Annotated in this window: 22 protein-coding genes; 13 read left to right on the top strand and 9 right to left on the bottom strand. The window is 72.0% G+C overall.

Annotation, left to right across the window (positions count from 1 at the left end; all coding sequences use genetic code 11):
- The first annotated feature begins 140 nt into the window (after nucleotides 1–140).
- The 3 genes from sthA to AB0K00_RS04995 all read left to right on the top strand — a co-directional run bounded on the left by sthA (nucleotide 141) and on the right by AB0K00_RS04995 (nucleotide 4,334).
- Entirely contained in the window at nucleotides 141–1,544 is a 1,404-nt protein-coding gene (gene sthA / locus AB0K00_RS04985; RefSeq protein WP_363515479.1) for a Si-specific NAD(P)(+) transhydrogenase, read from the top strand.
- Nucleotides 1,545–1,644: 100 nt separating this feature from the next.
- Complete coding sequence (locus tag AB0K00_RS04990) at nucleotides 1,645–3,138, top strand: hypothetical protein (protein WP_363515482.1); 1,494 nt, start codon at nucleotides 1,645–1,647, stop codon at nucleotides 3,136–3,138.
- A 122-nt stretch (nucleotides 3,139–3,260) separates the two neighbouring features.
- Nucleotides 3,261–4,334, top strand: a complete 1,074-nt coding sequence (locus AB0K00_RS04995) for an MFS transporter (RefSeq protein ID WP_363516431.1) — start codon at nucleotides 3,261–3,263, stop codon at nucleotides 4,332–4,334.
- A gap of 19 nt (nucleotides 4,335–4,353) precedes the next feature.
- Here the strand turns inward: AB0K00_RS04995 and AB0K00_RS05000 are convergent, their stop codons facing one another.
- Nucleotides 4,354–5,772 (bottom strand): glycoside hydrolase family 6 protein, encoded by a 1,419-nt coding sequence (locus tag AB0K00_RS05000; protein WP_363515484.1) that lies wholly within the window; start codon nucleotides 5,770–5,772, stop codon nucleotides 4,354–4,356.
- 438 nt (nucleotides 5,773–6,210) lie between these two features.
- Here AB0K00_RS05000 and AB0K00_RS05005 point away from each other — a divergent pair, with 438 nt between their 5' ends.
- The gene (locus AB0K00_RS05005; RefSeq protein ID WP_363515487.1) at nucleotides 6,211–9,255 is read left to right on the top strand and encodes an EAL domain-containing protein; all 3,045 of its coding nucleotides are present in this window, start codon (nucleotides 6,211–6,213) and stop codon (nucleotides 9,253–9,255) included.
- A gap of 16 nt (nucleotides 9,256–9,271) precedes the next feature.
- Nucleotides 9,272–10,522, top strand: a complete 1,251-nt coding sequence (locus AB0K00_RS05010; protein ID WP_363515490.1) for a pyridoxal phosphate-dependent aminotransferase family protein — start codon at nucleotides 9,272–9,274, stop codon at nucleotides 10,520–10,522.
- A gap of 3 nt (nucleotides 10,523–10,525) precedes the next feature.
- Here AB0K00_RS05010 and AB0K00_RS05015 read toward each other — a convergent pair whose 3' ends face one another.
- The 4 genes from AB0K00_RS05015 to AB0K00_RS05030 all read right to left on the bottom strand — a co-directional run bounded on the left by AB0K00_RS05015 (nucleotide 10,526) and on the right by AB0K00_RS05030 (nucleotide 13,435).
- Nucleotides 10,526–11,368, bottom strand: coding sequence for a universal stress protein (locus AB0K00_RS05015; RefSeq protein ID WP_363515493.1), 843 nt, complete (start codon nucleotides 11,366–11,368; stop codon nucleotides 10,526–10,528).
- 52 nt (nucleotides 11,369–11,420) lie between these two features.
- Complete coding sequence (locus tag AB0K00_RS05020; protein ID WP_363515496.1) at nucleotides 11,421–11,771, bottom strand: GlsB/YeaQ/YmgE family stress response membrane protein; 351 nt, start codon at nucleotides 11,769–11,771, stop codon at nucleotides 11,421–11,423.
- A gap of 81 nt (nucleotides 11,772–11,852) precedes the next feature.
- A complete protein-coding gene (locus AB0K00_RS05025; RefSeq protein ID WP_363515499.1) occupies nucleotides 11,853–12,401 on the bottom strand; it encodes a YciI family protein in 549 nt (182 codons plus the stop codon).
- Between the two features lie 38 nt (nucleotides 12,402–12,439).
- The gene (locus tag AB0K00_RS05030) at nucleotides 12,440–13,435 is read right to left on the bottom strand and encodes a PAS domain-containing sensor histidine kinase (protein WP_363515502.1); all 996 of its coding nucleotides are present in this window, start codon (nucleotides 13,433–13,435) and stop codon (nucleotides 12,440–12,442) included.
- 114 nt (nucleotides 13,436–13,549) lie between these two features.
- Here AB0K00_RS05030 and AB0K00_RS05035 point away from each other — a divergent pair, with 114 nt between their 5' ends.
- The gene (locus tag AB0K00_RS05035) at nucleotides 13,550–14,788 is read left to right on the top strand and encodes an ROK family transcriptional regulator (protein WP_363515505.1); all 1,239 of its coding nucleotides are present in this window, start codon (nucleotides 13,550–13,552) and stop codon (nucleotides 14,786–14,788) included.
- A gap of 228 nt (nucleotides 14,789–15,016) precedes the next feature.
- Here AB0K00_RS05035 and AB0K00_RS05040 read toward each other — a convergent pair whose 3' ends face one another.
- On the bottom strand, nucleotides 15,017–16,507 hold the full coding sequence (locus AB0K00_RS05040; protein WP_363515508.1) for a CoA transferase: 1,491 nt from the start codon (nucleotides 16,505–16,507) through the stop codon (nucleotides 15,017–15,019).
- A gap of 55 nt (nucleotides 16,508–16,562) precedes the next feature.
- Between AB0K00_RS05040 and AB0K00_RS05045 the strand changes: the two genes are divergently transcribed.
- Nucleotides 16,563–16,904: a hypothetical protein gene (locus AB0K00_RS05045; protein ID WP_363515510.1), complete on the top strand. Its 342-nt coding sequence runs from the start codon at nucleotides 16,563–16,565 to the stop codon at nucleotides 16,902–16,904.
- Between the two features lie 46 nt (nucleotides 16,905–16,950).
- Nucleotides 16,951–17,865, top strand: coding sequence for an SDR family oxidoreductase (locus AB0K00_RS05050; RefSeq protein ID WP_363515513.1), 915 nt, complete (start codon nucleotides 16,951–16,953; stop codon nucleotides 17,863–17,865).
- A gap of 69 nt (nucleotides 17,866–17,934) precedes the next feature.
- Here the strand turns inward: AB0K00_RS05050 and AB0K00_RS05055 are convergent, their stop codons facing one another.
- Together AB0K00_RS05055 and AB0K00_RS05060 are read right to left on the bottom strand one after the other, a co-directional pair.
- Nucleotides 17,935–18,900 carry a YafY family protein gene (locus AB0K00_RS05055; protein ID WP_363515516.1) on the bottom strand — a complete coding sequence of 322 codons (966 nt, stop codon included), beginning with the start codon at nucleotides 18,898–18,900 and terminating at the stop codon, nucleotides 17,935–17,937.
- 2 nt (nucleotides 18,901–18,902) lie between these two features.
- Entirely contained in the window at nucleotides 18,903–19,325 is a 423-nt protein-coding gene (locus AB0K00_RS05060; protein WP_363515519.1) for a hypothetical protein, read from the bottom strand.
- 118 nt (nucleotides 19,326–19,443) lie between these two features.
- Between AB0K00_RS05060 and AB0K00_RS05065 the strand changes: the two genes are divergently transcribed.
- The 5 genes from AB0K00_RS05065 to AB0K00_RS05085 all read left to right on the top strand — a co-directional run bounded on the left by AB0K00_RS05065 (nucleotide 19,444) and on the right by AB0K00_RS05085 (nucleotide 22,341).
- Nucleotides 19,444–19,848, top strand: a complete 405-nt coding sequence (locus AB0K00_RS05065; protein WP_033358852.1) for a transcriptional repressor — start codon at nucleotides 19,444–19,446, stop codon at nucleotides 19,846–19,848.
- A gap of 222 nt (nucleotides 19,849–20,070) precedes the next feature.
- A complete protein-coding gene (locus AB0K00_RS05070) occupies nucleotides 20,071–20,661 on the top strand; it encodes a TMEM165/GDT1 family protein (protein ID WP_363515522.1) in 591 nt (196 codons plus the stop codon).
- Between the two features lie 165 nt (nucleotides 20,662–20,826).
- A complete protein-coding gene (locus AB0K00_RS05075) occupies nucleotides 20,827–21,297 on the top strand; it encodes a hypothetical protein (RefSeq protein ID WP_363515524.1) in 471 nt (156 codons plus the stop codon).
- A gap of 76 nt (nucleotides 21,298–21,373) precedes the next feature.
- Entirely contained in the window at nucleotides 21,374–21,817 is a 444-nt protein-coding gene (locus AB0K00_RS05080) for a toll/interleukin-1 receptor domain-containing protein (protein ID WP_363515527.1), read from the top strand.
- Nucleotides 21,814–22,341: a hypothetical protein gene (locus tag AB0K00_RS05085; RefSeq protein ID WP_363515530.1), complete on the top strand. Its 528-nt coding sequence runs from the start codon at nucleotides 21,814–21,816 to the stop codon at nucleotides 22,339–22,341. Before AB0K00_RS05080 ends, AB0K00_RS05085 begins: the two co-directional genes overlap by 4 nt.
- A 221-nt stretch (nucleotides 22,342–22,562) precedes the next feature.
- Here the strand turns inward: AB0K00_RS05085 and serS are convergent, their stop codons facing one another.
- On the bottom strand, nucleotides 22,563–23,855 hold the full coding sequence (gene serS, locus AB0K00_RS05090; RefSeq protein ID WP_363515533.1) for a serine--tRNA ligase: 1,293 nt from the start codon (nucleotides 23,853–23,855) through the stop codon (nucleotides 22,563–22,565).
- Between the last annotated feature and the right edge of the window lie 150 nt (nucleotides 23,856–24,005).

The following is a 24,005-nucleotide window of genomic DNA, read 5'->3' on the forward strand; positions in this document are numbered from 1 at the left end:
CCGGTGCGGCGGTCGGTTGCGCGGGCGCGGCGGGCCGGACGCCCAGCCGCGTTGCCAAACCCTGAAGAAGTCGTTTCACGCGGACGACCATAGTCCCGATCATCTGGACGGGCCCGTTTTCGCACTGGAGACTGTGGTTCATGTACGACTTCGATGTCCTCGTGCTCGGTTCCGGCCCCGGTGGGCAGAAGGCGGCGATCGCGGCGGCGAAGCTCGACCGCCGGGTCGCCGTCGTCGAACGGCGCAACATGATCGGTGGTGTCTGCATCAACACGGGCACCATCCCGAGCAAGACCCTGCGCGAGGCGGTGCTCTACCTGACCGGTCTCAGCCAGCGGGAGATGTACGGCCAGAGCTACCGCGTCAAGGACGACATCACCGTCGGCGACCTGGGCGCGCGGACCCAGCACGTGATCGGCCGGGAGATCGAGGTCATCCGCAGCCAGCTCGCCCGCAACCGGGTGAAGCTGCTGCAGGGCACCGGCCAGTTCGTCGACCCGCACACCCTGACCATCACCGACGAGCACGGGCACTCGTCGCTGGTGTCCGCCGAGAAGATCATCCTCGCGGCCGGCACCCGCCCGGCCCGCCCGGACAGCGTCGACTTCGACGACATCACCATCATCGACTCCGACGGCATCCTCAACATCGACAAGATCCCGGGCTCCATGGTCGTCGTCGGTGCCGGCGTCATCGGCATCGAGTACGCCTCCATGTTCGCCGCCCTCGGCACCAAGGTCACCGTCGTGGAGCGCCGCGACCGGATGCTCGACTTCTGCGACCTGGAGATCATCGAGGCGCTGAAGTATCACCTGCGTGACCTGTCGGTCTCGTTCCGCTTCCGCGAGTCGGTCGCCGCGGTCGAGCGCCACGGCCGCACCGCCGTCGCGGTCCTGGCCAGCGGCAAGCGGATCGCCGCCGACGCCGTCATGTACTCCGCCGGCCGACAGGGCGCCGCCGACCAGCTCGGCCTCGAGAAGGCCGGCCTGGAGGCGGACAAGCGCGGCCGGATCACGGTCGACGAGCACTTCCAGACCGAGGTGCCGCACATCTACGCCGTCGGCGACATCATCGGCTTCCCGGCGCTGGCCTCCACGTCCATGGAGCAGGGCCGCCTCGCCGCCCACCACGCCTGCGACGAGCCGGTGCGCGGCATGCAGCTGCTCCAGCCGATCGGCATCTACACCATCCCGGAGATCAGCTTCGTCGGCCGCACCGAGGACGACCTCACCGACAGCAACATCCCGTTCGAGGTCGGCATCTCCCGGTACCGCGAACTCGCCCGCGGCCAGATCATCGGCGACTCGTACGGCATGCTGAAGATCATCGTCTCGCCGGAGGACCGCAGCATCCTCGGCGTGCACGTCTTCGGCACCGGCGCCACCGAACTCGTCCACATCGGACAAACCGTCATGGGCTGCGGCGGCACGGTCGACTACCTCGTCGACGCGGTCTTCAACTACCCGACCCTCGCCGAGTCCTACAAGGTGGCGGCGCTGGACGCGATGAACAAGATGCGCTCGGTGTCCCGCCTGACCGCCTGACCGCTCGGCGAGTGTGGTGCGGGCCACACACGCCGCGAACAACCCCGGACCCGCCCGATACGGTTCCAGAGAGGAAGGACGACACCGGGGGAAGGCAAGGATGCTGAGGCGTGCGCTGGTCACCGCGATACTGCTCGGAGCGACCCTGACGGCGTGCACGGACGAGGCGCCCGTCGAGGACCCGTTCGCCGCGTTCGTCAGCGGGTGGCAGCGGGCCGACTTCACCGGCGTCGACCTGCGCACGCCGAGTGGGCAGCCGCTGGCCGCCGACGCGGCCAGGCAGCTGCTCGCCGACACCGAGGGTGACCTCGGCGCGCGACGCCCCGTGGTGGCGCGGCACGGCACGGCGACGGTGCGCAGGGACAACGCCACGACGCTGGCCGGGGTCGACTGGACGTTGCCGGACGGGCGGCACTGGGCCTACGAGACGACCCTCGAGGCGCGCCGGATCGACGGGCGCTGGGCGGTCTACCTCGGCGCCGCGACCGTGCACCCGGACCTGCCCGACGGCAAGCGGATGACGCTGCGGTCCGTGCCCGCGGCGCGCGGGGTGGTCCTGGCCGCCGACGGCACGCCGATCGTGTCGGACGTCCCCGTCGTGTACGTCGGGGTCGAGCCGCGGCTGGTCCGCGACGTCGACGCCCTCCTCCAGCGGCTCGACCTGGTGTTCCGGTCGGTGCGGGTGTCGGTCGACGTGTCGGCGCTGCCGGGCCGGATCAAGGCGGCCAAGCCGGACGCGTTCGTCGACCTGGTCACGCTGCGGCAGACGGACTACGCCGAGATCGAGCGGGACCTCGCCGCCACCGACGGGATCGCCACGAGGACGGGGACGTTGTCGCTGCCGCTGACCCGCACGTTCGGGCGGGCGCTGCTGGGCACGTCGGGGCCGGCGACCAAGGAGCTGATCGACGGCAGCGGCGGGGCGCTCAAGGCCGGCGACGTCACCGGCCTGACCGGGCTGCAGCGGCGGTACGACACCGCCCTGCGCGGCACGCCCCGCCTCGAAGTGGTGGCCGGGGACGGCGGGGACAAGGTGCTCTACACGGCGCCGGCCGTCGACGGGGTGAAGGTGCGCACGACGATCGACGTGAAGACCCAGCAGGCCGCGGAGGCGGCGCTGGCGGCGACCACGAAACGGTCCGCACTGGTCGTGGTCCGGGTCGCCGACGGGGCGGTCCTCGCCGCCGCGAACGGGCCGGACGCGGCCGGGTACAACCTGGCGTTCCAGGCCGAGGTGGCGAGCCCGCCGATCGGTGTCGACGGCACCGCCGCCGGGTTCGGCGCGGCGTGGAAGCTCGGCGCGGACATGTTCACCGGCCGGGTCACCGCGCAGGGCGTGGTCGGCTCGCCGCTGGGTTACGCGGCCGCCGCGGCCGCCGTCGCCAGGGGTCACTGGAGCCAGCCGGTGCTGGTCACGGAGCCGTCGCCGGGGCCGCCCGCCACGGACGGCCCGGCCCTGAGCGGCCCGCTGACGGTGCCGGGGATGTCGGTGGTGGTGCGCGGCGACGTGGCGTACTGCGTCTACGTCGAGGGTGCCGGGCAGGACGTGACCGGGCCGATCGCGGACGCGTTCGGAAAATCGTTGAGCCGCTGAGGCAGTGGCGCGGTAGCGTCCCCGGCATGCCGTTTGGTTGACGCCCTGCCGATCCCGCCGGCCGGTTCGCGAGGCGAGCGGTCAGGTGGGCGCTGCTGTCCGACGCGCTGCCGCTGTATCCGCTGTATGCGCTGCTGTTCACCGACACCGGCCTCGGCGACGGGCAGATCTCGCTGCTGTTCGTGCTCTGGTCGAGCGTCGGGCTGCTCGCCGAGGTGCCCACCGGTGCGCTCGCCGACCGGTTCTCCCGGCGGGGCGCGCTGGTCGCGGCCGGGGTGCTGCAGGCCGTCGCGTTCGCGGTGTGGACCGCGGCGCCCGGCGGATGGGTGTTCGCCGCCGGGTTCGTGATCTGGGGCGTCGGCGGCGCCCTGTCCAGCGGGTCCCTGGAGGCCCTGCTGTATGACGGGCTCGCCGCCGCCGGTGCCGCGGACCGTTACGCGCGGGTGTCCGGGCGGGTCGCCGCCGCCGGGCTGATCGCGCAGATCCCCGCGGCCGGTGCCGCCGTCGTGCTGTTCCCCCTCGGCGGCTACGCCCTGGTCGGCTGGGTCAGCGTCGGGATCTGCCTGTGCGCCGCGGCCCTCGCCCTGCGGCTGAACTCGCCCGCGGCGGCAGCGCAGGAAGCGGCGGGCGAGGACGACCAGCGGGGATACTTCGCGACGCTCGGCGACGGGATCGGGCAGGCGGCCCGCGCGCCGGCGGTGCGCACCGCGATCCTGGCGCTCGCCGCCGTCGCCGGGCTGGACGCGATCGACGAGTACTTCTCCGTGATGGCCGCCGGCTGGGGCGTGCCGACCGGGCTGAACCCGCTGCTGGTCCTCGTCGTCACGCTCGGTGGGGCGGCGGGTGCGGGGCTCGTCGCGTACACCGGGACGCCACGACCGGCGGTGCAGGCGACGCTGCTCGGGGTCGCCGCCGCCGCTCTGGCCGCGGCCGGGGTGCTGCGCCTGCCGGCGGGCATCGTGCTCGTCGCGGTCTTCTACGGGTTGTACCGCTACGTGCTGGTCCTCGTCGACGCCCGGATGCAGCACGTGATCGAGGGGGCGTCCCGGGCCACCGTCACGTCGGTGGCGGCCCTGGCCACGGAACTGTCGGCCCTGGCGCTGTTCGGCGCGTGGGCCGCCGGGGGAGTGCTCCTGGTCGCCGCGCTCACCGCGCTGCTGGCGCTGATACCGCTGAGCGCGGGGAGCCGCCGGTGACGGCTCCCCGCGACAGGGGTCAGGTGCAGGTGGTGCCGTTGAGCTTGAACGCCGCCGGGGTCGCGTTGGTGCCGGAGTAGCCGGCCTGGAAGCCGAAGCTCGCGGTGCCGCCGACCGGCACCGTGCCGTTCCAGCCGCCGTCGCGGACGGTGACCGCGGTGCCGCTCTGCGACGCCGTGGCGTTCCAGGCGTTGCTGATGCGCTGGTCACCGGCGAAGGCGAAGGTGAGCGTCCAGCCGTTGACCGTGCCGGGGCCGCGGTTGGTGATGGTCAGGGTCGCGGTGAAGCCGTTGTTCCACTGGTTGTCCACCCGGTACGCCACCGAGCACCCGGTGCTGCCCTGGGAGGCGGGCGGCGACGACGACGGGGATTTCGACGGTGAGGACGACGGTGAGGACGACGGCGACTTCGAGGGCGACGCGGACGGGGACGCCGAGGGCGACTGCGACGTCGGCGGCGTCGACGGTACGACACCGTTCAACGCCAACTGGTAGGCCAGGTCGGGCACGAACTGCCCCGCGGCGGCGGCGCACCCGTCGGCCTCGCCGGGCAGCTTGACCCACACGAACGCGTCGACGCTCGCTTCGCCGGTGCTGGTCGTGGGCCCGACGCCCACTCCGCGGCCGGCCGGGTCGCACCACTGGCTGCCGTTGGGCCCGCGGCCGTTGCGGCTGGTGTCGACGATCTGGTGCAGGTTCCCGGCGCCGATGGCGTTGAGGATGTTGCGGCCGTACGCGACCTCGTCCGCCGTCGTGCGGAAGTTGGACACGTTGCTGTAGAAGCCGTCGGCGTTGCGCACGCCCGCGGCGACGAGCCGGCCGGCCTGGTCGCCGGCGGAGTTCCAGGCGGAGTGCCCGGCGTCGAGGTACACCTTCGCCGAAGGGTTCGCCTGCTTGATGGTGGTGACGGCGCTGGCCAGGGCGGCGTCGCGGGCGGCCACGCCGGCGCTGTCGAGGCAGGTCTGCAGGGCGAGGGAGTCCGGCTCCAGCAGCACGACCGCGGTGCGGGTGCCGAGGCCCGCGGCGAATGCGCGCACCCACGCCGCGTACTCGGTCAGGGTGGTGGTCCCGCCGGCGGAGGCGCCACCGCAGTCGCGGTTGGGGATGGCGTAGGCGACCAGCACCGGGATCTGCCCGGCGGTGTTGGCGGCGCCGACGTAGGACTGCACGGAGGCCGTGGTGGTCGCGGTGTTCGGGGTGGTGAACCACCTGGCCTGCGGCTGTACGCCGATCCGGTCCCGGATGAGGGCGGCCCGCGAGTCGCCGGGGTTGGCCGCGAGCCAGCGCAGCACCTGCGAGCCGGGGTCGCGGTAGAACGTGCCGGCGATGGTGCCGGCGCTCGCCGACCCGCCGCCGGCCAGCCAGAGTCCGGCGGTGCCGAGGGTCACGGCAACGATCGCGGCGACGGCGGGCCGCCGCCACCTTCGGGGAGTACGCATGCGGGGTCCTTCCGGGGTACGGGAAGGCCGACCGTATGGCTGTCCGTCGCGGCCGGTCCACAGTGCGTGCCGGCCGCGCGCGCCGACCAGCGTGGACGCGCCGAGATGGCGTGAAAGTTACCTTTTGCCGAATGAGGTGAATGAATTCGTGAACCATCGCGCAGCGTAGATGCCCTGGCAACGGGCCGTACGACGGATCCGGCGGGTCAGGTGGCACGAACTCCACATACCACTCGATTGGCGCAAAGTCCCTGGTCAACGCCACATGGCAGGTTCATGCAAGGTATTCCTCATTAGGCAGCAAACAATCTACGGTGAGGGCAGGCCGATGGCTCCCCTCGCCAAAAAGCCTAAATGGGACGGGCCTCGTGCCGATAGGGCGTTTACGGGTGTCACTGGGTAGCGTCGGGGCGCCACCGTGACGGTCGGGAGGGATGCGTGTCGCCGCGTAGGGTGCTGGCCGGCTACTGCGTGATCATGGCTGCCCTCGTGGTGGCCAACTTCGCGCTGCCCGCCCTGCACCTGATCCTGTGGTCCGCGATCGGCCTCACCAGCGTCGCGGCCATCGTCACCGGCGTGCGCATCAACAAGCCCCGCCGCCGCGCACCCTGGTTCCTGCTCGCCGGCGCCGTCGCCTCGTTCATCACCGGCGACCTCATCGCCGACGTCCTCACCCGGCTGCTGGACCGCCAGGGCTTCCCGTCCGTCGCCGACGGCTTCTACCTGGCCGTCTACGTGCTGATCGCGGCCGCCCTGGTGGGGCTGATCCGCATCGGGGTGGCCCGCCGTGACCCGAGCGGGCTGTACGACGCCGTCACCGTGACCGCCGGGCTCGGGCTGCTGTCGTACATCTTCCTCATCCGGCCCTACGTCGAGGATCCCGCGCTGTCGGTGCTCGAGAAGAGCTTCTCGATCGCGTATCCCCTCGCCGACATCGTGGTGCTCGCCGTCGGTGCCCGGCTCATCACCGCCGTGCGCCGCAGCCCCGCCCTGCTGCTGCTGGCCGCCGGTGGCGTCGGGCTGCTCAGCGCCGACGTCGGGTACGGGCTCAAGCAGCTCAACGGCGTCTGGGAGACCGGCGGCCCCGTCGACATCGGCTGGGTCGCGTTCTACGCGCTGTGGGGCGTCGCGGCGCTGCACCCGTCGATGCGGGAGCTGACCGAGCCCAAGGTGCACCGGGCCGGCGAGGAGCACTTCGGCCGGCTGCTGCTGCTCGGCCTGGCCCTGTTCATCGCGCCGTGCGTGCTGTATTTCGAGATGCGCAGCGGCGAGGTCCACGACGCCACCGTCATCGCCGCGTCCTCGGCGCTGCTGTCCGGCATGGTCCTGCTGCGGCTCGGCCGGGCCGTCAACGTCCAGCGGCACACCGTGCAGCGGGAGCGCCGGCTGCGCCGGGCCGGCGGGGCGCTGCTGATGGCGACCGACGAGGCCGGCGTGACGGCCACCGTGCGCACCGCGATCGCCGAGCTGCTGCCCCTCGGCAGGCCGCACCGGGTCGTGCTCGCGCCGGCGGGCGACGGCGCCGTGTCGATGCCGTACACGCGGACACTGGCGCCGTCCCTCGCCGAGGACCTCGGCGACTTCGAGGTCACGCTGTGCTGCCCGCTCGCGCCGGTGGAGGGCCGCGAGTCCGGCCGGGCGCTCTACATCGCCGCCGACGAGGTCACGCTCGTCGGCGTGCAGGAGGCCGCGCAGATCCTCGCCACCCAGGCCGCCCTCGCCCTGGAGCGGATCGCGCTCGGCGAGGAGATCGGCCGGCGCAACAGCGAGGCCTACTTCCGCACCCTGGTGCTCAACACCGCCGACGTCATCCTCATCGTCGGCGACCACGACCAGATCCGCTACGCCAGCCCGTCCGCGCGGGCGCTGTTCGGCAGCGACCAGCTCGAGGGCACCCCGCTGCCGATGGCGTTCGCGAAGGAGAGCCTCGTCGAGGTCGACCGCCGCCTGCACGAGCTGCGCACCCGCGGCGTCGACCGGCCCGGCGACGACCTGCGCGTGGTCGGCGCCGACGGCCGGCCCGCCCTGGTCGAGGCCACGTTCCGGGACCTGCGCGGCGAGCCGACCGTCGGCGGCATCGTCGTGACCCTCCGCGACGTCACCGAACGCAGCCGGCTGCAGGCGGAGCTGTACCAGCGGGCCACCTTCGACGCGCTCACCGGCCTGCCGAACCGGGAGGTGTTCCTCGGGCGGGTGCAGGAGGCGGTCAGCTCCGGCGCGGAGAACGGCGCGACCGTCGGCGTGCTCATCATGGAGCTCGACGACTTCAAGGTCGTCAACGACACCCTCGGCCACAGCGCCGGCGACGCGCTGCTCGTCGCGGTCGGCAAGCGGCTCACCGAGGCGCTGCGGGCCGTCGACGGCTCCTACGGCGCGGCCGGCACCGTGGCCAGGCTCGGCGGCGACGAGTTCGCGGCCCTGGTCCGCCGGGCCGGCAGCGCCGCCGACGTCGAACGCGTCGCGGAGAAGGTCCTCGCCAGCTTCGCCACCCCGTTCGAGCTGCCGCACGGCGACGTCACCGCGACCGCCAGCATCGGCGTCGCCACGACCGCCGAGGCGGCCGACGCCCAGGACCTGCTGCGCCACGCCGACCTCGCCGTGTACGTCGCGAAGGACGCCGGCAAGGACCGCTGGCGGCGCTACGAGTCCTCGCTGCACAGCGCCGTCGTCGAGCGGCACAAGCTGCGCGCCGACCTGGACCGGGCCATCGCCGACGGCGCGTTCCTGCTGCACTTCCAGCCGATCGTCGCGATCGGCGACGGCCGCACCCACGGCTTCGAGGCGCTGGTGCGGTGGAACCATCCGACCCGCGGCATGGTGTCCCCGGCCGAGTTCATCTCCGTCGCGGAGGAGAGCGGCCTGATCGTGCCGCTCGGCGCGTGGGTGCTGCGCAACGCGGTCGAGGCCGCCGCGCAGTGGCGCCTGCTGCACCCCGGCGACGAGGTGTACGTGTCGGTCAACGTCTCCGCCCGCCAGTTCCGCGGCCGTGAGCAGGGCTTCGCCCGGTGGGTCCTGCAGGAGATCGACCGGATGGGCCTGCCGCCGGCGAGCCTGCTGGTGGAGATGACCGAGAGCCTGCTGCTGCACGACGACGGCGAGGTCACCGCCGAGCTCGCCGAACTGCGCGAGGCCGGCGTCCGCATCGCCATCGACGACTTCGGCACCGGCTTCTCGTCGCTGTCCTACCTGCGGCGCCTGCCCGTCGACGTGCTGAAGCTCGACAAGAGCTTCATCGACACCATCGCGTCGTCGTCGGAGCAGCACGCGGTCGTCGACATGATCGTGCAGCTCTCGGCGATTCTGCAACTGCAAATTGTTGCTGAAGGTATCGAGACCGAGGCCGAGCGTGATCTTCTGGTGGCGATGGGCTGCCATCTGGGCCAGGGTTACTTGTTCTCCAGGCCGTTGAGCTACGGTGACGCGAGTCAATGGTTGTTAGAGGAAGCGTCGGGGCTTCAACGGGGAAGTCGTTCGGCGGCCTGAGGCCTTCGGAGGACTTGTGCTCAACCACCTCGCTGCCGCTGTCGACGACGACCCCCGTTACAGCGGTATCGCCGACCTGCGGGCCCGTACCCGCTTCTACGACGCGGTCATCGACGAGGTCGACGGCCGCCGGATCCGGGTCGGGGAGCACTGGCTCACCGACTGGGCCTCCTGCAACTATCTCGGCTTCGACCTGGAGCCGCAGATCATCGACGCCGTCGAGGGCGAGCTGCGGCGCTGGGGCACCCATCCCAGCTGGTCGCGGATGCTGGGCAACCCCGCGCTGTATCCGCGGATCGAGGAGCGGCTCGCCGACCTGCTCGGCGCTCCCGACACGCTGGTCCTGCCCACGATCACGCAGATCCACCTGTCGGTGATCCCGGTCCTGGCGCAGCGCGGCACGCTGCTGGTCGACGCCCGGGCGCACAAGACGATCTGGGACGGCTGCGTGCACGCCCGTGGTCTGGGCGCCACGCTGAAACGGTTCAAGACGATCGACGAGCTCGCCTCGCTGCTGGCCACGGACCTGCCCGGCCCGGTCCTGGTCTGCATGGACGGCGTCAACAGCATGACCGGCAACATCCCGCGCATCGGGCAGTACCTGGACCTGTGCCGGGCGCACGGCGCGGTCCTGTACGTCGACGACGCGCACGGCTTCGGCGTCATCGGCGAGCGGTCCACGGAGGAGACGAGCCCCTACGGCACCCGCGGCAACAGCATCGTGCGCTACTACGGCGAGTCCTACGACGACCTGGTGCTCGTCGGCGGGTTCTCCAAGGCGTACTCGTCGCTGCTGGCGTTCCTGGCGGTGCCGACCGTGCTGAAGAACCGGCTCAAGGCTTCCGCGGCGCCCTACCTGTACTCCGGCCCGTCGCCGACCGCGTCCCTCGCGACCGTCCTGGCCGGCTTCGACGTCAACGCCGACCGCGGCGACAAGCTGCGCGCCGACCTGCACCGCATGTCGACCCGGGTGCTGCAGCACGTCCGCGAGCTCGGCGTCTTCACCCCCAACACCGACGACACGCCGATCATCGAGCTGCCGATCGCCCTGGACCGCGACCTGGTCGAGGTGTCGGAGCTGCTGTGGCAGCGCGGGCTGTTCGTGACCCTCGCGCCCTACCCGGGGGTGCCCCGCGACCAGGTCGGCTTCCGGGTGCAGGTCACGGCCGCCAACACCGACGAGCAGATCGACGAGCTCAACGCCGTCATCAGCGAGCTCGCCGCCGCCGAGGTGTTCCAGTCCGCCCGGGAGACCAGCGCGAGCTAGGTCTTAGACGCTGCGCGTCACGAGGACGGGGCTGGCGGCGTGATGGACGATGAGCTGGGTGCGCGGGTTCGGCCGGGGCTGCTCATACCAGCAGACGCGGTGCGCGCCCACGACGAGCAGCAGCGCGTTGCTCGCGGCGGCGGTGAGCGCCTCGAGGACCGGCTCGTCCGACCCGGCGAACCTGGCGTCGACGTCGCGGTGCCGCCGCAGCCACGGCGCCAGCTCCGCGTAAACGGCGCTGTGTGGCCGGGTGTGCCCGGCGTGCATGGCGACGAGCGGCACGTGCCGCGACCGCGCCTCGTCGTAGGCGAAATCGAGGGCCCGCCAGCTCGACGGCGTCCCGTCGACGCCGACCACCACCGGCGCGGTGCCGGGCAGCGCCGTCATCGGGTCCGCGCCGGGACCGGCCCGGTCCGGGGAGGGCGGCCCCGGCCACACGTCCAGCGGGTGCCGGTCCTCGGTCAGCCACCGCTCGCCCCGGTTGACCACCAGGACCGGGCAGTGCGCGAAGGCGGCCAGGTGGGCGCCGACCGACGAGTCCAGCAGGCCGCCGTCGTGCGGCCTGCCGCCGATCGCCACCAGGCTGGCGGTGCGGGACTGCTCCTGCAGGACCCGGGCGGCCGGCCCGCCGACGGTGACGGTCTCCACCGCGATGCCCGGTTGCCAGCCCCGCGCGTCGGCGGCCGCGTCCAGCACGACCCCCTGCCCGTCGGCGGGGCCTTCCCAGCTCATCGCGTGCACGACCCGAAGCGTCCGGTCGTGCCGGGCGGCCTCGTCGGCGGCCCATCGCACCGCGCCGAGACTCGCCACCGACCCGTCGACGCCGACGACCACTGGTCTGTCCATGTATCCAACGTCCCTCGCGGGACGGGCATCGACCAGCGGCGTCAGTCTCCGGTCAGTCCTCGGCCTTCTTGCGGCGGCGGGGGGTGGCGCGCTTGCGGGGCTTCGGGTTGCCGGATGCGAGCCTGGTGTAGGTCAGCGTGTTGGCCAGCCCGATGCCGATCGTGGAGAACAGCACCTGGATGCCGAGTTCCCACCAGCTCCACTGGATCTTCCACACCTTGACCAGGGCGTCGTCGTCGAGGTTGATCAGCTCGGCGACGAGCGTGCCGAGCAGTGCCGCGCCGACGCCGATCAGGAACGTGATGAACAACCCGATCGACTGGCGGCCCGGCAGGACCAGCCGGCCGAGGACACCGATGAGCAGACCGATCGGGATCGCGCTCAAAAAGTCGTTGATGTGCATGGCACCCGCGCTCCCCTCGCGTTGAATCAATCGAGCGGCACCGTACACGTCCTTGGTCAGGTCCGCAGGGGTGGGAGGCACTCAGCGGCGGCCACCCATCTGCCACGGGTGGATCTCGACCTCGTCGTAGCCGCCCGGCAGCACGTCCGCGGCCCGCACCGGCGCCCCGTCGACCGCCGCCTCGACCAGCACCGCGGTGCCGAGCCAGCCGCCGTCCTCGTGCGAGAACAGCTCGCCGCGGGCGAGCATGCCGCGGGCCGGCGCCGCGGCCCGGGCGGGCCGGGTGCCCGGCGGCGCGTGGCCGATGAGCAGGAACCCCTCGCCCGCGCCGGAGGCGTGCTGCCACATGGTGCCGCCGAGGGTGTCCTCGTATCGCAGCAGCAGCACGGGATCGTAGACGCCGGCCTGGTAGTTCGGCTCGTCGAACGCGAACCTCCGCGCGGCGGCGAGGTCGGGCAGCTCGACGATGTGGATGCTGCCGGTGGCCTCGGTCCGGTCCTCGCTCAGCGTCGGGCCGCGGGCGGTGAGCTCCTTGACGTAGCCGTCCATGTACGCCCAGTGCTTCTCGAGGAGCTCCACGCGCAGCGGGCCGGTGCCCGGCCGGTCCACGCCGTATATGAAGTGCAGCATGGTGCGGCAGTCTCCCATGCGGCCGATCGCCGGCGCACTCAGGAGGGTAGATGCGCTGCGAGGACCGCGGCGCCGTCCGGGTCCGTGTCGGTGGTCAACCGGCCGCCGTGCCGCGCGACGATGGCCCGGCACAGCATCAACGCCGTCGAGTCGTGCCGCACGCCCTCGCCGGTGGCCGCGGAGGACGTGAAGAGCCGGTCGCCGCCGCGCCCGCCGATCGGCACGGTGATCCGCCAGCCGCTGTCGGTGGACGCCACGTCGACGCCGAGCAGGGCTCCCGGCTCGGCGGCCGCGAGCCCGATGCCGATCATCGCGTCGACGAGCCGCCGCAGCAGCACCCGCTCACCCTCGACGGTCGCGTCGTGGGCACCGGTCGCGGTCAGGTGCACGGCGGCGTCGCGGGCGGCGGCGGTCCAGCCGGGCAGCGCGGCCGCCACCACCTCCTCCAGCGCGATCTTCTCGCCGGCGACGGCGGCGGGCGGCGCGTTCTCGATGCGGGCCAGCTCCGTGACGTTGTCGATGAGGCCGAGGAGCCGGGCGGCGTTGCGGGCGACGGCCGCGACCGGCGCCGCGAGGGGGTCCGGCTCGGTGACCTCCTCGCCCAGCAGCTCCGACATCGCCGCGATCGACGTGACGGGGGTGCGCAGCTCGTGCGACACGGCCGCGGTGAACTCGGCCTTCATCGCGACCAGCTCCGCCAGGGCCCGGTTCTGCCGGCGGAGCCTGGCCCGGTCGGCGATGCGGTGCGACACGTCCCGCAGCACGAGGCAGCGGCCCTCGTGCGGGGTGCCGGTCAGCAGCGCGGTCCAGGTCCACTCCACGACCAGCCCCGGCCGCGGCGACCAGCGGCCGTGGTCGTCCTTCGCCATCGCCGCGGCGACGGTGTCGCCGACCTTCCGCCCCGTCGCCTGCTCGCCCAGGAGGTCCCGGGTCGCCTGGTTCGCCGCGACGACGGTGCCGTCGGCGCCGGTGACGAGCAGCCCGGTGCCGAGCTGGTCGAGCGCCGCGGCGAGCAGCTCCGGATCGACCGTCATCACCTGACCACGCTTTTCGTCGTTTTTGTCCCCTTGGTGAGTTTAAGTGACGTCCACCCGACCGCGCGTGGCGATTGACACCCGCCGACGCCCGCCCATACGGTTCGAGCCACCATGACGCATCTCGGCGGATCGTCCAAGCTGCTCAGGGCCATGAACGACGCGGCCGCCCTGAGTCATGTCCTCGAACGCGGCACCCTCACGCGCGGCGACCTGCGTGAGCTGACCGGGCTGTCCAAACCGACGATCTCGGAGGCGCTGCGGCGGCTCACGGAGGCGAAGCTCGTCACCGTCGTCGGTTACGTCAGCGCCGGCCCCGGCCCCAACGCCGAGGTGTACGCGGTGAACCCCGACGCCGCGTACTCCGTCGCCCTGTCCGTGCGCGACCGCACCGCGTCCCCGCCGCCCGGCGGCATCTCGGGCTCGGACCTGCCGACGGTCAGCGCGGCCGTCACCGACCTCGCCGGGACCGTCCGCGGCCGGCTCGAGCTCGCGGTCGACTTCACCCGCACCGACCCGGTCTCGGCCGTCGTCGACGCCGTGCAGGACGTGTGCAAGGAGGCCAGGATCGCGCCCGACCCGGTCGCGCAGGTGCAGATCGCCGTCGCCGGGTCCTACGACGCCCGCACCGACGTCCTGCACCACGTCGAGGTCCCCGGCTGGGGCCGCCCCGGGCTCGTCGACGACCTGCGCCGCCGCCTCGGCGTGCCCGTCGGCGTCGACAACGACGTCAACCTCGCCGCCGTCGCCGAACGCGCCCACGGCGCCGGCCGCGACGCGGAGAGCTTCGCCCTGCTCTGGCTCGGCGAGGCCGGTCTCGGCCTCGCCATCGACCTCGGCGGCACCCTGCTGCGCGGTGCCCGCGGCGGCGCCGGCGAGATCGGGTACATGCCGATGATGCTGCCCGGCGTCACCGGCGGCCGCGGGTTCACCGGCCGGGTCGACTTCCAGGACCTGGTCGGCGGCGGCGCCGTGCTCGACCTCGCCGCCGAGTACGGCCTGCAGGAGAGCACCGCCGCCGGCACCATGGCCGTCGCCGTGGCCCGCGCCTCGGAGCGCGACGACGCCGCCCGCAGCTTCGTGACGACCCTGGCCGGCCGGATCGCGATCGGCCTGTCCGCCGTCGTCGCCGTGCTCGACCCGCCGCTCGTCGTCATCGGCGGCGAGGTCGGCCAGGCCGGCGGGCCGGTGTTGAGCACGGCGGTCGCGACCGCGCTGGCCGAGGCCGCGCCCCTGGAGACGGCGATCGCGACCAGCACGCTGCACGACGACGCCGCACTGCTCGGCGCCCAGGAGGCCGGCCGCTCCGCCGTCCGCGACTCGATCCTCGCCACCTTGCGCCGCCCGGTGTAGCTGCTCCGGCGACGCTGGAGCCGCCGCGGTGCTGGAGCCGCCGCGGTGTTGGGGCCGGCATGGAGTTGGAGCCGCCGCGGTGCTGGAGTCGGCGCGGTGGTGGAGCTGGCGTGGAGTTGGAGCCGGCGCGGTCGTGGTGGCTGGCGCGGTCGTGGAGGCGGCTTGGCCGTGGAGGCGGCCTGGTGGTCGAGGCGGCTTGGTGGTCGAGGCGGCTCGGTGGTGGCGGGTTCAGCGCCAGGCGGCGGGTGCGTTGCCGTAGGCGGGCGGCAGGTGCGGCCAGGTCAGTGGGGTGCCGTCGATCGTGCCGGGCGGGCTGACACCGGTCCAGCCCGCGCCGAGCGGGACCAGGAACGGCGCCGTCGGGGTGTCCACCGGGGGCGACGGGTCGAGGGGAGTCTCGAGCAGCCACCGGGCGGTCCGGGCCAGGGACACCTCGACGTGGGCGGCGGCGCCGGTGCGTTCCCGTGCCGCGAGAGCGGCGAGAGCTCCGGCGGCGGCGAGGTACCCGGACGCGTGGTCGAGCAGCTGGCACGGCAGGGCACCGGGGCGGCCGGTGGCGTCCCTGGTGAGCCAGCCGATGCCGGTCGCGACCTGGACCAGGCTGTCGAAGCCGCGCCGGGCGCCCCACGGGCCGGTGGTGCCCCACGCGGACAGCGTGACCACGACGGTGCCGGGGTGCCGGTCGGCGACCTGGTCCGGGTCCAGGCCGAACCGGCGCAGGGCACCGGGGCGGTAGCCGGTGACGAGCACGTCGGCGGTGTCGAGCAGGCGGTGCAGCGTCTCCAGCCCCGCGGCGGTGCCGGCGTCCAGGGTGGTGCTGGCCTTGCCGACGACCCCGTCGACCGCGTGCAGCGGCAGCTCGGGCCGGCCGGGGTCGTCGATGCGCAGGACGTCGGCGCCGAGCGCGCCGAGCATCCGGGTGCCGACCGGGCCGGCGATGACCCGGGTCAGATCGAGCACCCGGATCCCGGCCGCCGGAAGCACCTGGCCACCAGAGGCCGCCGGAGGCACCCGGCCACCAGAGGCCGCCGGAGGCACCTGGCCACCAGAGGCAGCTGGCGGCGCTTGGCGTCCGGAAGCGGCCGGGGGCGTCTGGCGACCGGAGGCGGCCGGAAGGGCCCGGCCACCAGGTGCCGCACCGAGCGGCGTGGTGCGCACCAGCGGACCCGGCAGCGCACCGCCCGATGCACCGCCCGATGCCCCGCCCGGCACGCCGCCCGGCACGCCGCCCGACGCCCCGCCCGCTTCGGCCGCTGGCCCGTCCAGCCACTCGTCCAGCCAGTCGTCCGGGCGGCGGCAGGCGACGGCGAGGCCGCCCGCGGCGTACACCAGGCGCTCGACGTCCGAAGCGGGCCGGGCCGCGATCGCACCGGCCACGCCGTCCTCGTCCGTGCCCAGGGCGGCCAGGAGCGCGGCGCGGTGCCACGGATAGTTGGCGTGGGTGCGGACCCAGCCGTCGGCGGCCGGCCACAGCCGCGACAACGGGGCGAACCCCTCGATGCCGCGCCCGTCAGGGCCCCGCAGCAGCGCCTCGCTGCGCACCGCCGCGGCGACGTGGGCGGTGTCGAGGGCGACCGCGGGCCGGCGGCCGGTCCGCGCGCCGGCCAGGTCCGCGGCGGCCTCCAGGCACATCGTCACCGCCGCGGTCGCGCAGGCGGCCACGGCGAGGGGCGCGGCCAGTACACCAGGGACAGCGGGACCACGGATCTCGACGCTCACCCCTGCCATTCTCGCTCGACACCGCGCCGCGCGGGGGCGCATGCTCGCGGGCACGATGGGAGCTCTGGACATGGTCGCCGCGCGGGTCGCCGGCGGCGCGACGGTGCGGTTCCGGCCCAGCGGGTCCTCGATGGTGCCGCTGGTGCGCAGCCGGGAGCTGGTCACGGTCAGCCCGGTCGACCCGGCGAAGGTCGAGGTCGGCGACATCGTCCTGGCCAAGGTCGCCGGGACGGTCTACCTGCACCTGGTGTCCGCGGTCGACGCGGCGGGCGGGCGGGTGCAGATCAGCAACAACCGGGGCCGGATAAACGGCTGGACCGGGCACGCGAAGGTCTACGGCATCTGCGTCGCCGTCGAGGGTGCCCGGCGCCCCCGCGTCGACGGCAAGACCCGGTAGGAAAGTCGGACACGGGTTGTCAGGTTTTGCTGACACGGTCAACGGCATGAACACATCACTGAAGGGCAAGGTCGCGCTGGTCGCCGGGGCCACGAGGGGCGCGGGCCGGCAGATCGCGGTGCAGTTGGGTGCGGCCGGCGCCACGGTGTACGCGACCGGCCGCACCACCCGGCAGCAACAGTCGGAGATGGCGCGGCCGGAGACGATCGAGGAGACCGCGGAGCTCGTCACGGCGGCCGGCGGCGTCGGGATCGGCGTGCAGGTCGACCACCTGGTGCCGGAGCAGGTGCGGGACCTCGTCGCCCGCATCGACGCCGAGCAGGGCCGGCTCGACCTGCTCGTCAACGACATCTGGGGCGCCGAAGGGCTGTTCACCTGGGACAAGCCGCTGTGGGAGGACTCCCTCGACACGGGGCTGCACATCCTGCGCCTCGCCATCGACACGCACATCATCACCAGCCACGCCGCGCTGCCGCTGCTGATCCGCAACCCCGGTGGGCTGGTGGTCGAGGTGACCGACGGGACCCTGGAGTACAACGCCGACAACTACCGGGTGTCGTTCTTCTACGACCTGGCGAAGATGTCCGTGCTGCGGCTGGCGTTCGCGCAGGCGCACGAGCTCAAGCCGCACGGCGCGACGGCGGTCGCGATCACGCCCGGCTGGCTGCGCTCGGAGGTGATGCTCGAGCACTTCGGCGTGACCGAGGAGAACTGGCTCGACGCCACCGCGAAGGAGCCGCACTTCGTGATCTCCGAGACCCCGGCGTACCTGGGGCGGGCCGTCGCCGCGCTCGCCGCCGACCCGGACGTCGCCCGGTGGAACGGGCAGTCGCTGTCCAGCGGGCAGCTGTCGGGGGTGTACGGGTTCACCGACGTCGACGGCAGCCGGCCCGACTGGTGGCGGTACTTCCGCGAGGTCCACGAGCCGGGGAAGCCGGCCGACGCCACCGGCTACCGGTAGAGGTCGCGTGGCCGACGCGACCGGCTACGGGTAGAGGTCGCGCATCAGCGCGCACTATCGGTACGCGCACTATCGGTAGAGGTCGCGCATTCGCTGCGCCGCCGCGCGCATGAGGTCGCGCAGCGGCGCTGGGGCGAGCACCTCGACCTCCGGGCCGAGCCGCAGCAACTGGGTATAGGCAACCTCTACTGACTCGACCGGCAGTTGCAGCACCACCCGGCCCTGCTCGTCGGCCGGGTGGTGCACCGCCTCGCGCACGGCGAGGGACTCGACCGCGTACCGCAGCTGCCGCAGGCCGGTCGGCGTGACCCGGATCGTGACCTGTTCGTCGAGAACCCGCCGGACGAACTCGTCGGCGCGGACCGCCCAGAACGCCGCCAGGTCGAACGCCGGGTCGCGGGTGAACGCCGCCGCCTCCACGGCCAGGTCGGTGATCCGGTCGACCCGGTACACGCGCAGGTCGTCGCTCTTGCTGATCCGCCCGACGAGGTACCAGGCGCCGTTCTTGAGCACCAGGCCGTACGGTTCGACGGTCCGGGTGACGACCTCGCGCCGCTCGTACCGCAGCCGCACCACCCGGTCGTCCCAGACGGCGCGGGCCAGCTCGGCCAGCCACGGCGGCGGCAGCGCCGGGTCCTCGAACCAGCCAGGCACGTCGAGGTGGAAGCGTTGCCGGGCCCGGCCTGCCGCGTCCCGGATCGGCGCCGGCAGCGCCGCGGCGACCTTCAGCTCCGCGACGGCGAGCACGTCGCCGAGGCCCATGTCGCGGGCCGGGCCGGGCAGCCCCGACAGGAACAGCGCCTCCGCCTCGGCGCGGCTGAGACCGTTGAGCTTCGTGCGGTAGCCGTCCAGCAGCCGGTACCCGCCGGCGCGGCCCTGTTCGGCGTAGACGGGCACGCCGGCGGCGGACAGGGCGAGGACGTCGCGGTAGATGGTGCGCTCGGACACTTCCAGGGCCTCGGCCAGCTCACCGGCGGTGACGGTGCCGCCGGCCTGCAGCAGCAGCACGAGCGAGATGAGCCGCGAGGCACGCACGCCTACGCGCCCGGCGTGGGATCCGGCGCCGGGTCGGGTCGCGGCTCCGCGTCGGGCCCGGCCACAGGGTCGGTGTCGGGCGCTGGCTCGGTTGCGGGGCGCGGCGGGTCGAGGGCGTCGACGACGCGGCGGATCTCGTCGGGGGAGCCGTCCAGCTCCACCACCGTGCCGCCGTGCCGGATGCGGACCCGCGGCGCCCGGGGCCGCGAGCCGCGCCACGACGCCACCGCGACCAGCAGGCCGCCGAGCGCGATCCCGTTGCTGACCACGGCGCTGATCACCTCGAACGCCGCGCCCATCTCGCCCGGGCGCGGCGGCGTCGGGGCCAGGGTCACCGGCACGGTCCGGCGGATCTCGTCGTCGCGGAGCCAGCGGTACAGCATCCGCAGGGATTCCTCGTCGTCGACCTCAAGGCTGATGTCCACGACCGCACCGTACCGCCTACCTCCGTATGACGTACGGAGGCGCCGGCGCGGCGCTACCGGCGCTGGTTTGGTGAGGTCACGCTAAGCTTTTCCGGGTGAACGACTTAGGCTTCGACTCGTGAACGACGTGGAGCAGCACCCCGCCCGGCGCAACACCCGGCAGCGCGACGCCGTGATGACGCTGCTCAGCAACGTCGACGGGTTCCACAGCGCGCAGGAGCTGCACGTCATGCTGCGCGAACGCGGCGCCAACGTCGGCCTCACCACGGTCTACCGGACGCTGCAGCTGCTCGCCGAGACCAACGAGATCGACGTCATGCAGGTCCCCGGCAGCGACACCCGGTACCGCCGCTGCAGCGACCGTCACCACCATCACCTGGTGTGCCGCGGCTGCGGCCGCACCGTCGAGGTCCTCGGCCCGGCGGTCGAGCGCTGGGCCGACCGGATCGGCGAGGAGCACGGCTTCACCGACGTCAGCCACACCCTTGAGATCTTCGGCACGTGCGGGCGTTGCGCTCGTTGAGCGGGTTCTCGGGTACGCTGGCGGTGCGCGAAGGGGAGTAGTCCTCCAACTGCGTGGTCGACATACTGGGGCGCTCGCGTCCCCGGCCACGCGGCCTCTGTTCTTCCGGCCGTCCGCGGTCGGGGTTCCGGGGCGGACGAGACCTTCGACTCAGGCTGAACAAGCCGGGTCGAGGTCGTCCGTGCCCTCCTCCCGGTCCACCGGGAAGGTTCCTCACTGCACATGAGCGGTTTCCTCGCTGCCCTCGCGATCAGCTTCGGCGTCATCTTCGTCGCCGAGCTTGGCGACAAGTCCCAGCTGATGGCGCTGACGTTCGCCACCAGGTTCAAGCCCGTGCCGGTCCTCATCGGCATCACCGTCGCCACCGCCCTCGTGCACCTCGTGTCGGTCGCCGTCGGGTACGGTCTCGGCGCGGCTCTCCCCACCGCCTGGATCTCCCTCGTCGCGGCCGTTGCGTTCTTCGCCTTCGGCGCCTGGACCCTGCGCGGCGACTCCCTCACCGACGCCGAACGCGACAAGGCCTCCCAGCCCACCACCCGCTCCGCGATCCTCGCCGTCGGCGTGGCCTTCTTCCTGGCCGAACTCGGCGACAAGACGATGCTCGCCACGATCACCCTCGCCACCCAGCACGGCTGGTTCGGCACCTGGCTCGGCTCCACGATCGGCATGGTCGCCGCCGACGCCCTCGCCATCCTGCTCGGCCGCATGCTCGGCAAGCGCCTCCCGGAACGCACCATCAAGTACGGCGCGGCGGCGCTGTTCGCCCTGTTCGGCGCCTGGCTCCTGGTCGAAGCCCTCCGCGAACTGCTCTAGCCCACCCGCTGATTTCGTTCGCCTGCAGAAGAGGCAGAGCAATCAACCCGGTGGATTACTGGTCGCGGTCGAACAGCGGTCCACCGGGTTGTGTCACGCCGGCGGCTGAGTGCGTCGACCGGGCCCGGCACACCGCGGGTCTGCGGCGCCAGGCAGGCTGAGGCTGTGAGCGACACCTACATCCGTCTGATACCGACCGATCGGGACTGGCAGCCTACGCCTACCGCCGCCGCATCCGTCGCGGCATATGTGACAAGCGTGCTCTCAGGTCCAGGCGACGCTGTCGAGCGCGTGGAGGGCACGTTCTATGACCGGGTGACCCTGATCGATGCCGGCATGTACACCACGCGGATCACCTGCCCGCATTGCGACGGGGACATCGCGATGGACTGGCTGGGCGACCTGGTCAGGCAGAACGGCAGTTTGAGCTTCGATCACCTGGACGTGACAGTTCCCTGTTGCAGGGCAGCTATCGAACTGGACAGTTTGCACTACGAGGAGCCGATTGGCTTCGCGCGGTTCGAACTCAGTGCCATGAACCCCACTCGACCCCAGGAAGAACTCGACGCCGTCGAGCTCGCCCGAGTTGCTGATCTCCTCGGCCACTCAGTCACACAGATCCTCGCTCACTACTGATCCGCGCCGGCTCGTGATGCTGCGGACCCGCCGCGCTCTCGTGCCGAGAAGACTATGATGAATGTAGGGTTGCACAATGGGAACAGACGCTTCGCCCGCAGGCAGCGAGCGACCTGGTTCGGCAGCGGCATCACAGCCAGGTGCTCCTGCCGGCCGAGCCGTGTTCGTCAGCTATTCTTCGGCGGATTCCGCCATAGTGATGCGTCTGGTGCAACGCCTGCAAGAACTCGGGTTCCACGTCTGGTTCGACTCCGTTATCGTACCGGGCGAAAACTTCTCGGATCTGCTCCGCGCCGCGATCGAGAACTCCCACGCGGTAATCGCGATGATGTCACCGAGCTACTTCGCTTCTCGCTGGTGCCAGCAGGAGCTCCTCCTCGCATTTGAGAGCAACAAGCGAATATTGCCGGTCCTTCTCGAGGGAGAGCCGCAAGGCCCTCTCCGTCATCTTCAATACCTGAGAGTCGCAGAATCCGACCTTCCACAGAGGGTTGCGGAGTTGCTCGGAGGCCCGAAGTGACGGACCTGGGGGCGCCAGGCGAACTCAATCCTGGCGCAGATCTCGCTGCACTTCGTGCTGAGATCGACCTCCTTCGGGCCAAGATCGAGGCGGTCGACCCCGGACCCCGCTCCGGACCGGAAGCGAGGCCGACTGCATTCATGATCATGCCGTTCGGTCCGGATGATCTACAAATTGTCTACGAAGACTTCATCAAACCGGTCGTCGAGTCCAAGTGCGGCTTCGAATGCGTCCGGGGCGACGACATGTTCGGCTCCAATGTCGTCATGGCCGACGTTCTGGCGGCAATCCAGAAGGCAAGAGTGGTGATAGCTGATCTGACGGAGCGAAACCCAAACGTATTTTATGAGGTGGGAATCGCTCATGCCCTGGATGTGCCGGTCCTGTTGATATCACAGTCCCTCGACGACATTCCGTTCGATCTTCGACACCGCCGGGTCCTTATTTACGACTATACGCCTCGCGGCTGCAAGACGTTGGAGACGAAAATCGAACAGCACTTGCTTCAGATGTTCGGTAATTGACGCTCGCATCACTTGACGAGCAACTGCGGACTTCACCCTCACGCAGCAGGCAATGCTCGCCGCTCCCGTGGTTCGTCGAGGTAGAGCATTCGGGACCGTGTTCGAGCGTGGAATCGTGCCCGCACCCGGCAGCGCCTGCCGCGATGCCCGGCTCCGGTCCGCGGGAATGGCAGTCCGGCCAGGTGAGTGGCTGGCCGGACTGACCTACGACCGGGTGTGGGTCACTTGCGCTTGGTGGGCTTCACGATCCGGTCGGTGCCGACCTTGTCCCGCAGCACCTCGGGCACGAGCACCGAGCCGTCCTCCTGCTGGAACTGCTCGAGGATGGCCGGGAAGATGCGGCTGGTCGCCAGGGCCGAGCCGTTGAGCGTGTGCACGAAGCGGTTGTTCTTCGAGCCCGGCACCCGGTAGCGGATGCCGGCGCGGCGGGCCTGGTAGTCGCCGGCCCAGGACACCGACGACACCTCCTTGTATTTGCCGGTGCTCGGCATCCACACCTCGATGTCGATGGTCTTGCGCATCGAGGCGCTGGAGTCGCCGGCGGCCAGCAGGGACCGCCGGAAGTGCAGGCCGAGCGAGCTCACCAGGTCCTCGGCGTAGTCGACCATCTCCTCGAGGGTCTTCTCGCCGTCCTCGGGGGTGGTGAACTGGAAGATCTCGACCTTGTTGAACTGGTGGCCGCGCACGGTCCCGCGCTCGTCGGAGTGCGAGCCGGCCTTCTCGCTGCGGTAGCAGGGTGTGTAGGCATACGCCTTGTGCGGCAGGTCGCCGGTCTCGAAGATCTCGTTCTGGTAAGCGCCGAGGATCGCGGTCTCCGACGTCGGCAGCAGGAACCGGCCGCGCTCGTCGCCGTCGGTGGCGATGTGGAACACGTCGTCGTAGAACTTCGGGAACTGGCCCGCGGCATAGCCGGCCGAGTCGAGCAGCAGGTGCGGCGGCAGCATGAACTGGTAGCCGGCGGCGAAGTGCCGGTCGATGAACCAGTTGACCAGGGCCCACTCGAGGCGGGCGCCCCAGCCCGTGTAGATCCAGAAGCCGGAACCGCCGAGCTTGACGCCGCGCTCGAAGTCCACGAGGCCCAGCTCGTTGGCGAGGGTCACGTGGTCGCGGACGTTGTCGATCTTCGGTGCTTCGCCGAAGACCTTCACGACGACGTTGGCTTCCTTGCCGCCGCCCACGACGTCGTCGGCGGGCAGGTTTGGCAGCTCGCTCATCACGGTGTTGAGCTGCTCCTGCACGGCGGCGAGGCGCTCCTCGAGCTCCTGCAGCGCGGCCTTCGCGTCGCGGGTGGTCGGCTCGACGGCCTGGCCGGCCGCCTTCGCGGCGCCGAAGGCGCGGGCCTCCTCCTTGCGGCGGGCCCGCTCCGCGTCGATGTCGCCGATGAGCTCACGGCGAGCCTTGTCCAGGTCGGCGATGGCACTCAGCGCGCGGGACACCTCGGACGGCTCGAGCCTCTTGGACAGGGCGGCCTCGACAGAGGCCCGGTCCTTGCGAATCAACTCGATGTCGAGCATGGTTGCCGCGCACCTTTGGCTAGGATTTTCGACCGACGCCAGCGATGTTACCGGGTGGCTCCGACAGATTTTCCGACCGCCAGCGCCTCCACCCCTGCGATGACGCGGCCGACGCCGGGCCGGCACCGCCGCTCCAGGTCCGGCTCATGT

This window comes from Dactylosporangium sp. NPDC049525 (assembly GCF_040676755.1).
GTDB lineage: Bacteria > Actinomycetota > Actinomycetes > Mycobacteriales > Micromonosporaceae > Dactylosporangium.

Excerpts from the sequence above, each read along its gene's own strand:
- AB0K00_RS05015 (WP_363515493.1), bottom strand. The coding sequence starts at position 11,368 with ATGGACAGACCAGTGGTCGTCGGCGTCGACGGGTCGGTGGCGAGTCTC.
- AB0K00_RS05020 (WP_363515496.1), bottom strand. The coding sequence starts at position 11,771 with ATGCACATCAACGACTTTTTGAGCGCGATCCCGATCGGTCTGCTCATC.
- serS (WP_363515533.1), bottom strand. The coding sequence starts at position 23,855 with ATGCTCGACATCGAGTTGATTCGCAAGGACCGGGCCTCTGTCGAGGCC.
- AB0K00_RS05050 (WP_363515513.1), top strand. The coding sequence starts at position 16,951 with ATGAACACATCACTGAAGGGCAAGGTCGCGCTGGTCGCCGGGGCCACG.
- AB0K00_RS05070 (WP_363515522.1), top strand. The coding sequence starts at position 20,071 with ATGAGCGGTTTCCTCGCTGCCCTCGCGATCAGCTTCGGCGTCATCTTC.
- AB0K00_RS05045 (WP_363515510.1), top strand. The coding sequence starts at position 16,563 with ATGGGAGCTCTGGACATGGTCGCCGCGCGGGTCGCCGGCGGCGCGACG.
- AB0K00_RS05000 (WP_363515484.1), bottom strand. The coding sequence starts at position 5,772 with ATGCGTACTCCCCGAAGGTGGCGGCGGCCCGCCGTCGCCGCGATCGTT.
- AB0K00_RS04990 (WP_363515482.1), top strand. The coding sequence starts at position 1,645 with ATGCTGAGGCGTGCGCTGGTCACCGCGATACTGCTCGGAGCGACCCTG.
- AB0K00_RS05080 (WP_363515527.1), top strand. The coding sequence starts at position 21,374 with ATGGGAACAGACGCTTCGCCCGCAGGCAGCGAGCGACCTGGTTCGGCA.
- AB0K00_RS05035 (WP_363515505.1), top strand. The coding sequence starts at position 13,550 with ATGACGCATCTCGGCGGATCGTCCAAGCTGCTCAGGGCCATGAACGAC.
- AB0K00_RS05030 (WP_363515502.1), bottom strand. The coding sequence starts at position 13,435 with ATGACGGTCGATCCGGAGCTGCTCGCCGCGGCGCTCGACCAGCTCGGC.
- AB0K00_RS05025 (WP_363515499.1), bottom strand. The coding sequence starts at position 12,401 with ATGCTGCACTTCATATACGGCGTGGACCGGCCGGGCACCGGCCCGCTG.
- sthA (WP_363515479.1), top strand. The coding sequence starts at position 141 with ATGTACGACTTCGATGTCCTCGTGCTCGGTTCCGGCCCCGGTGGGCAG.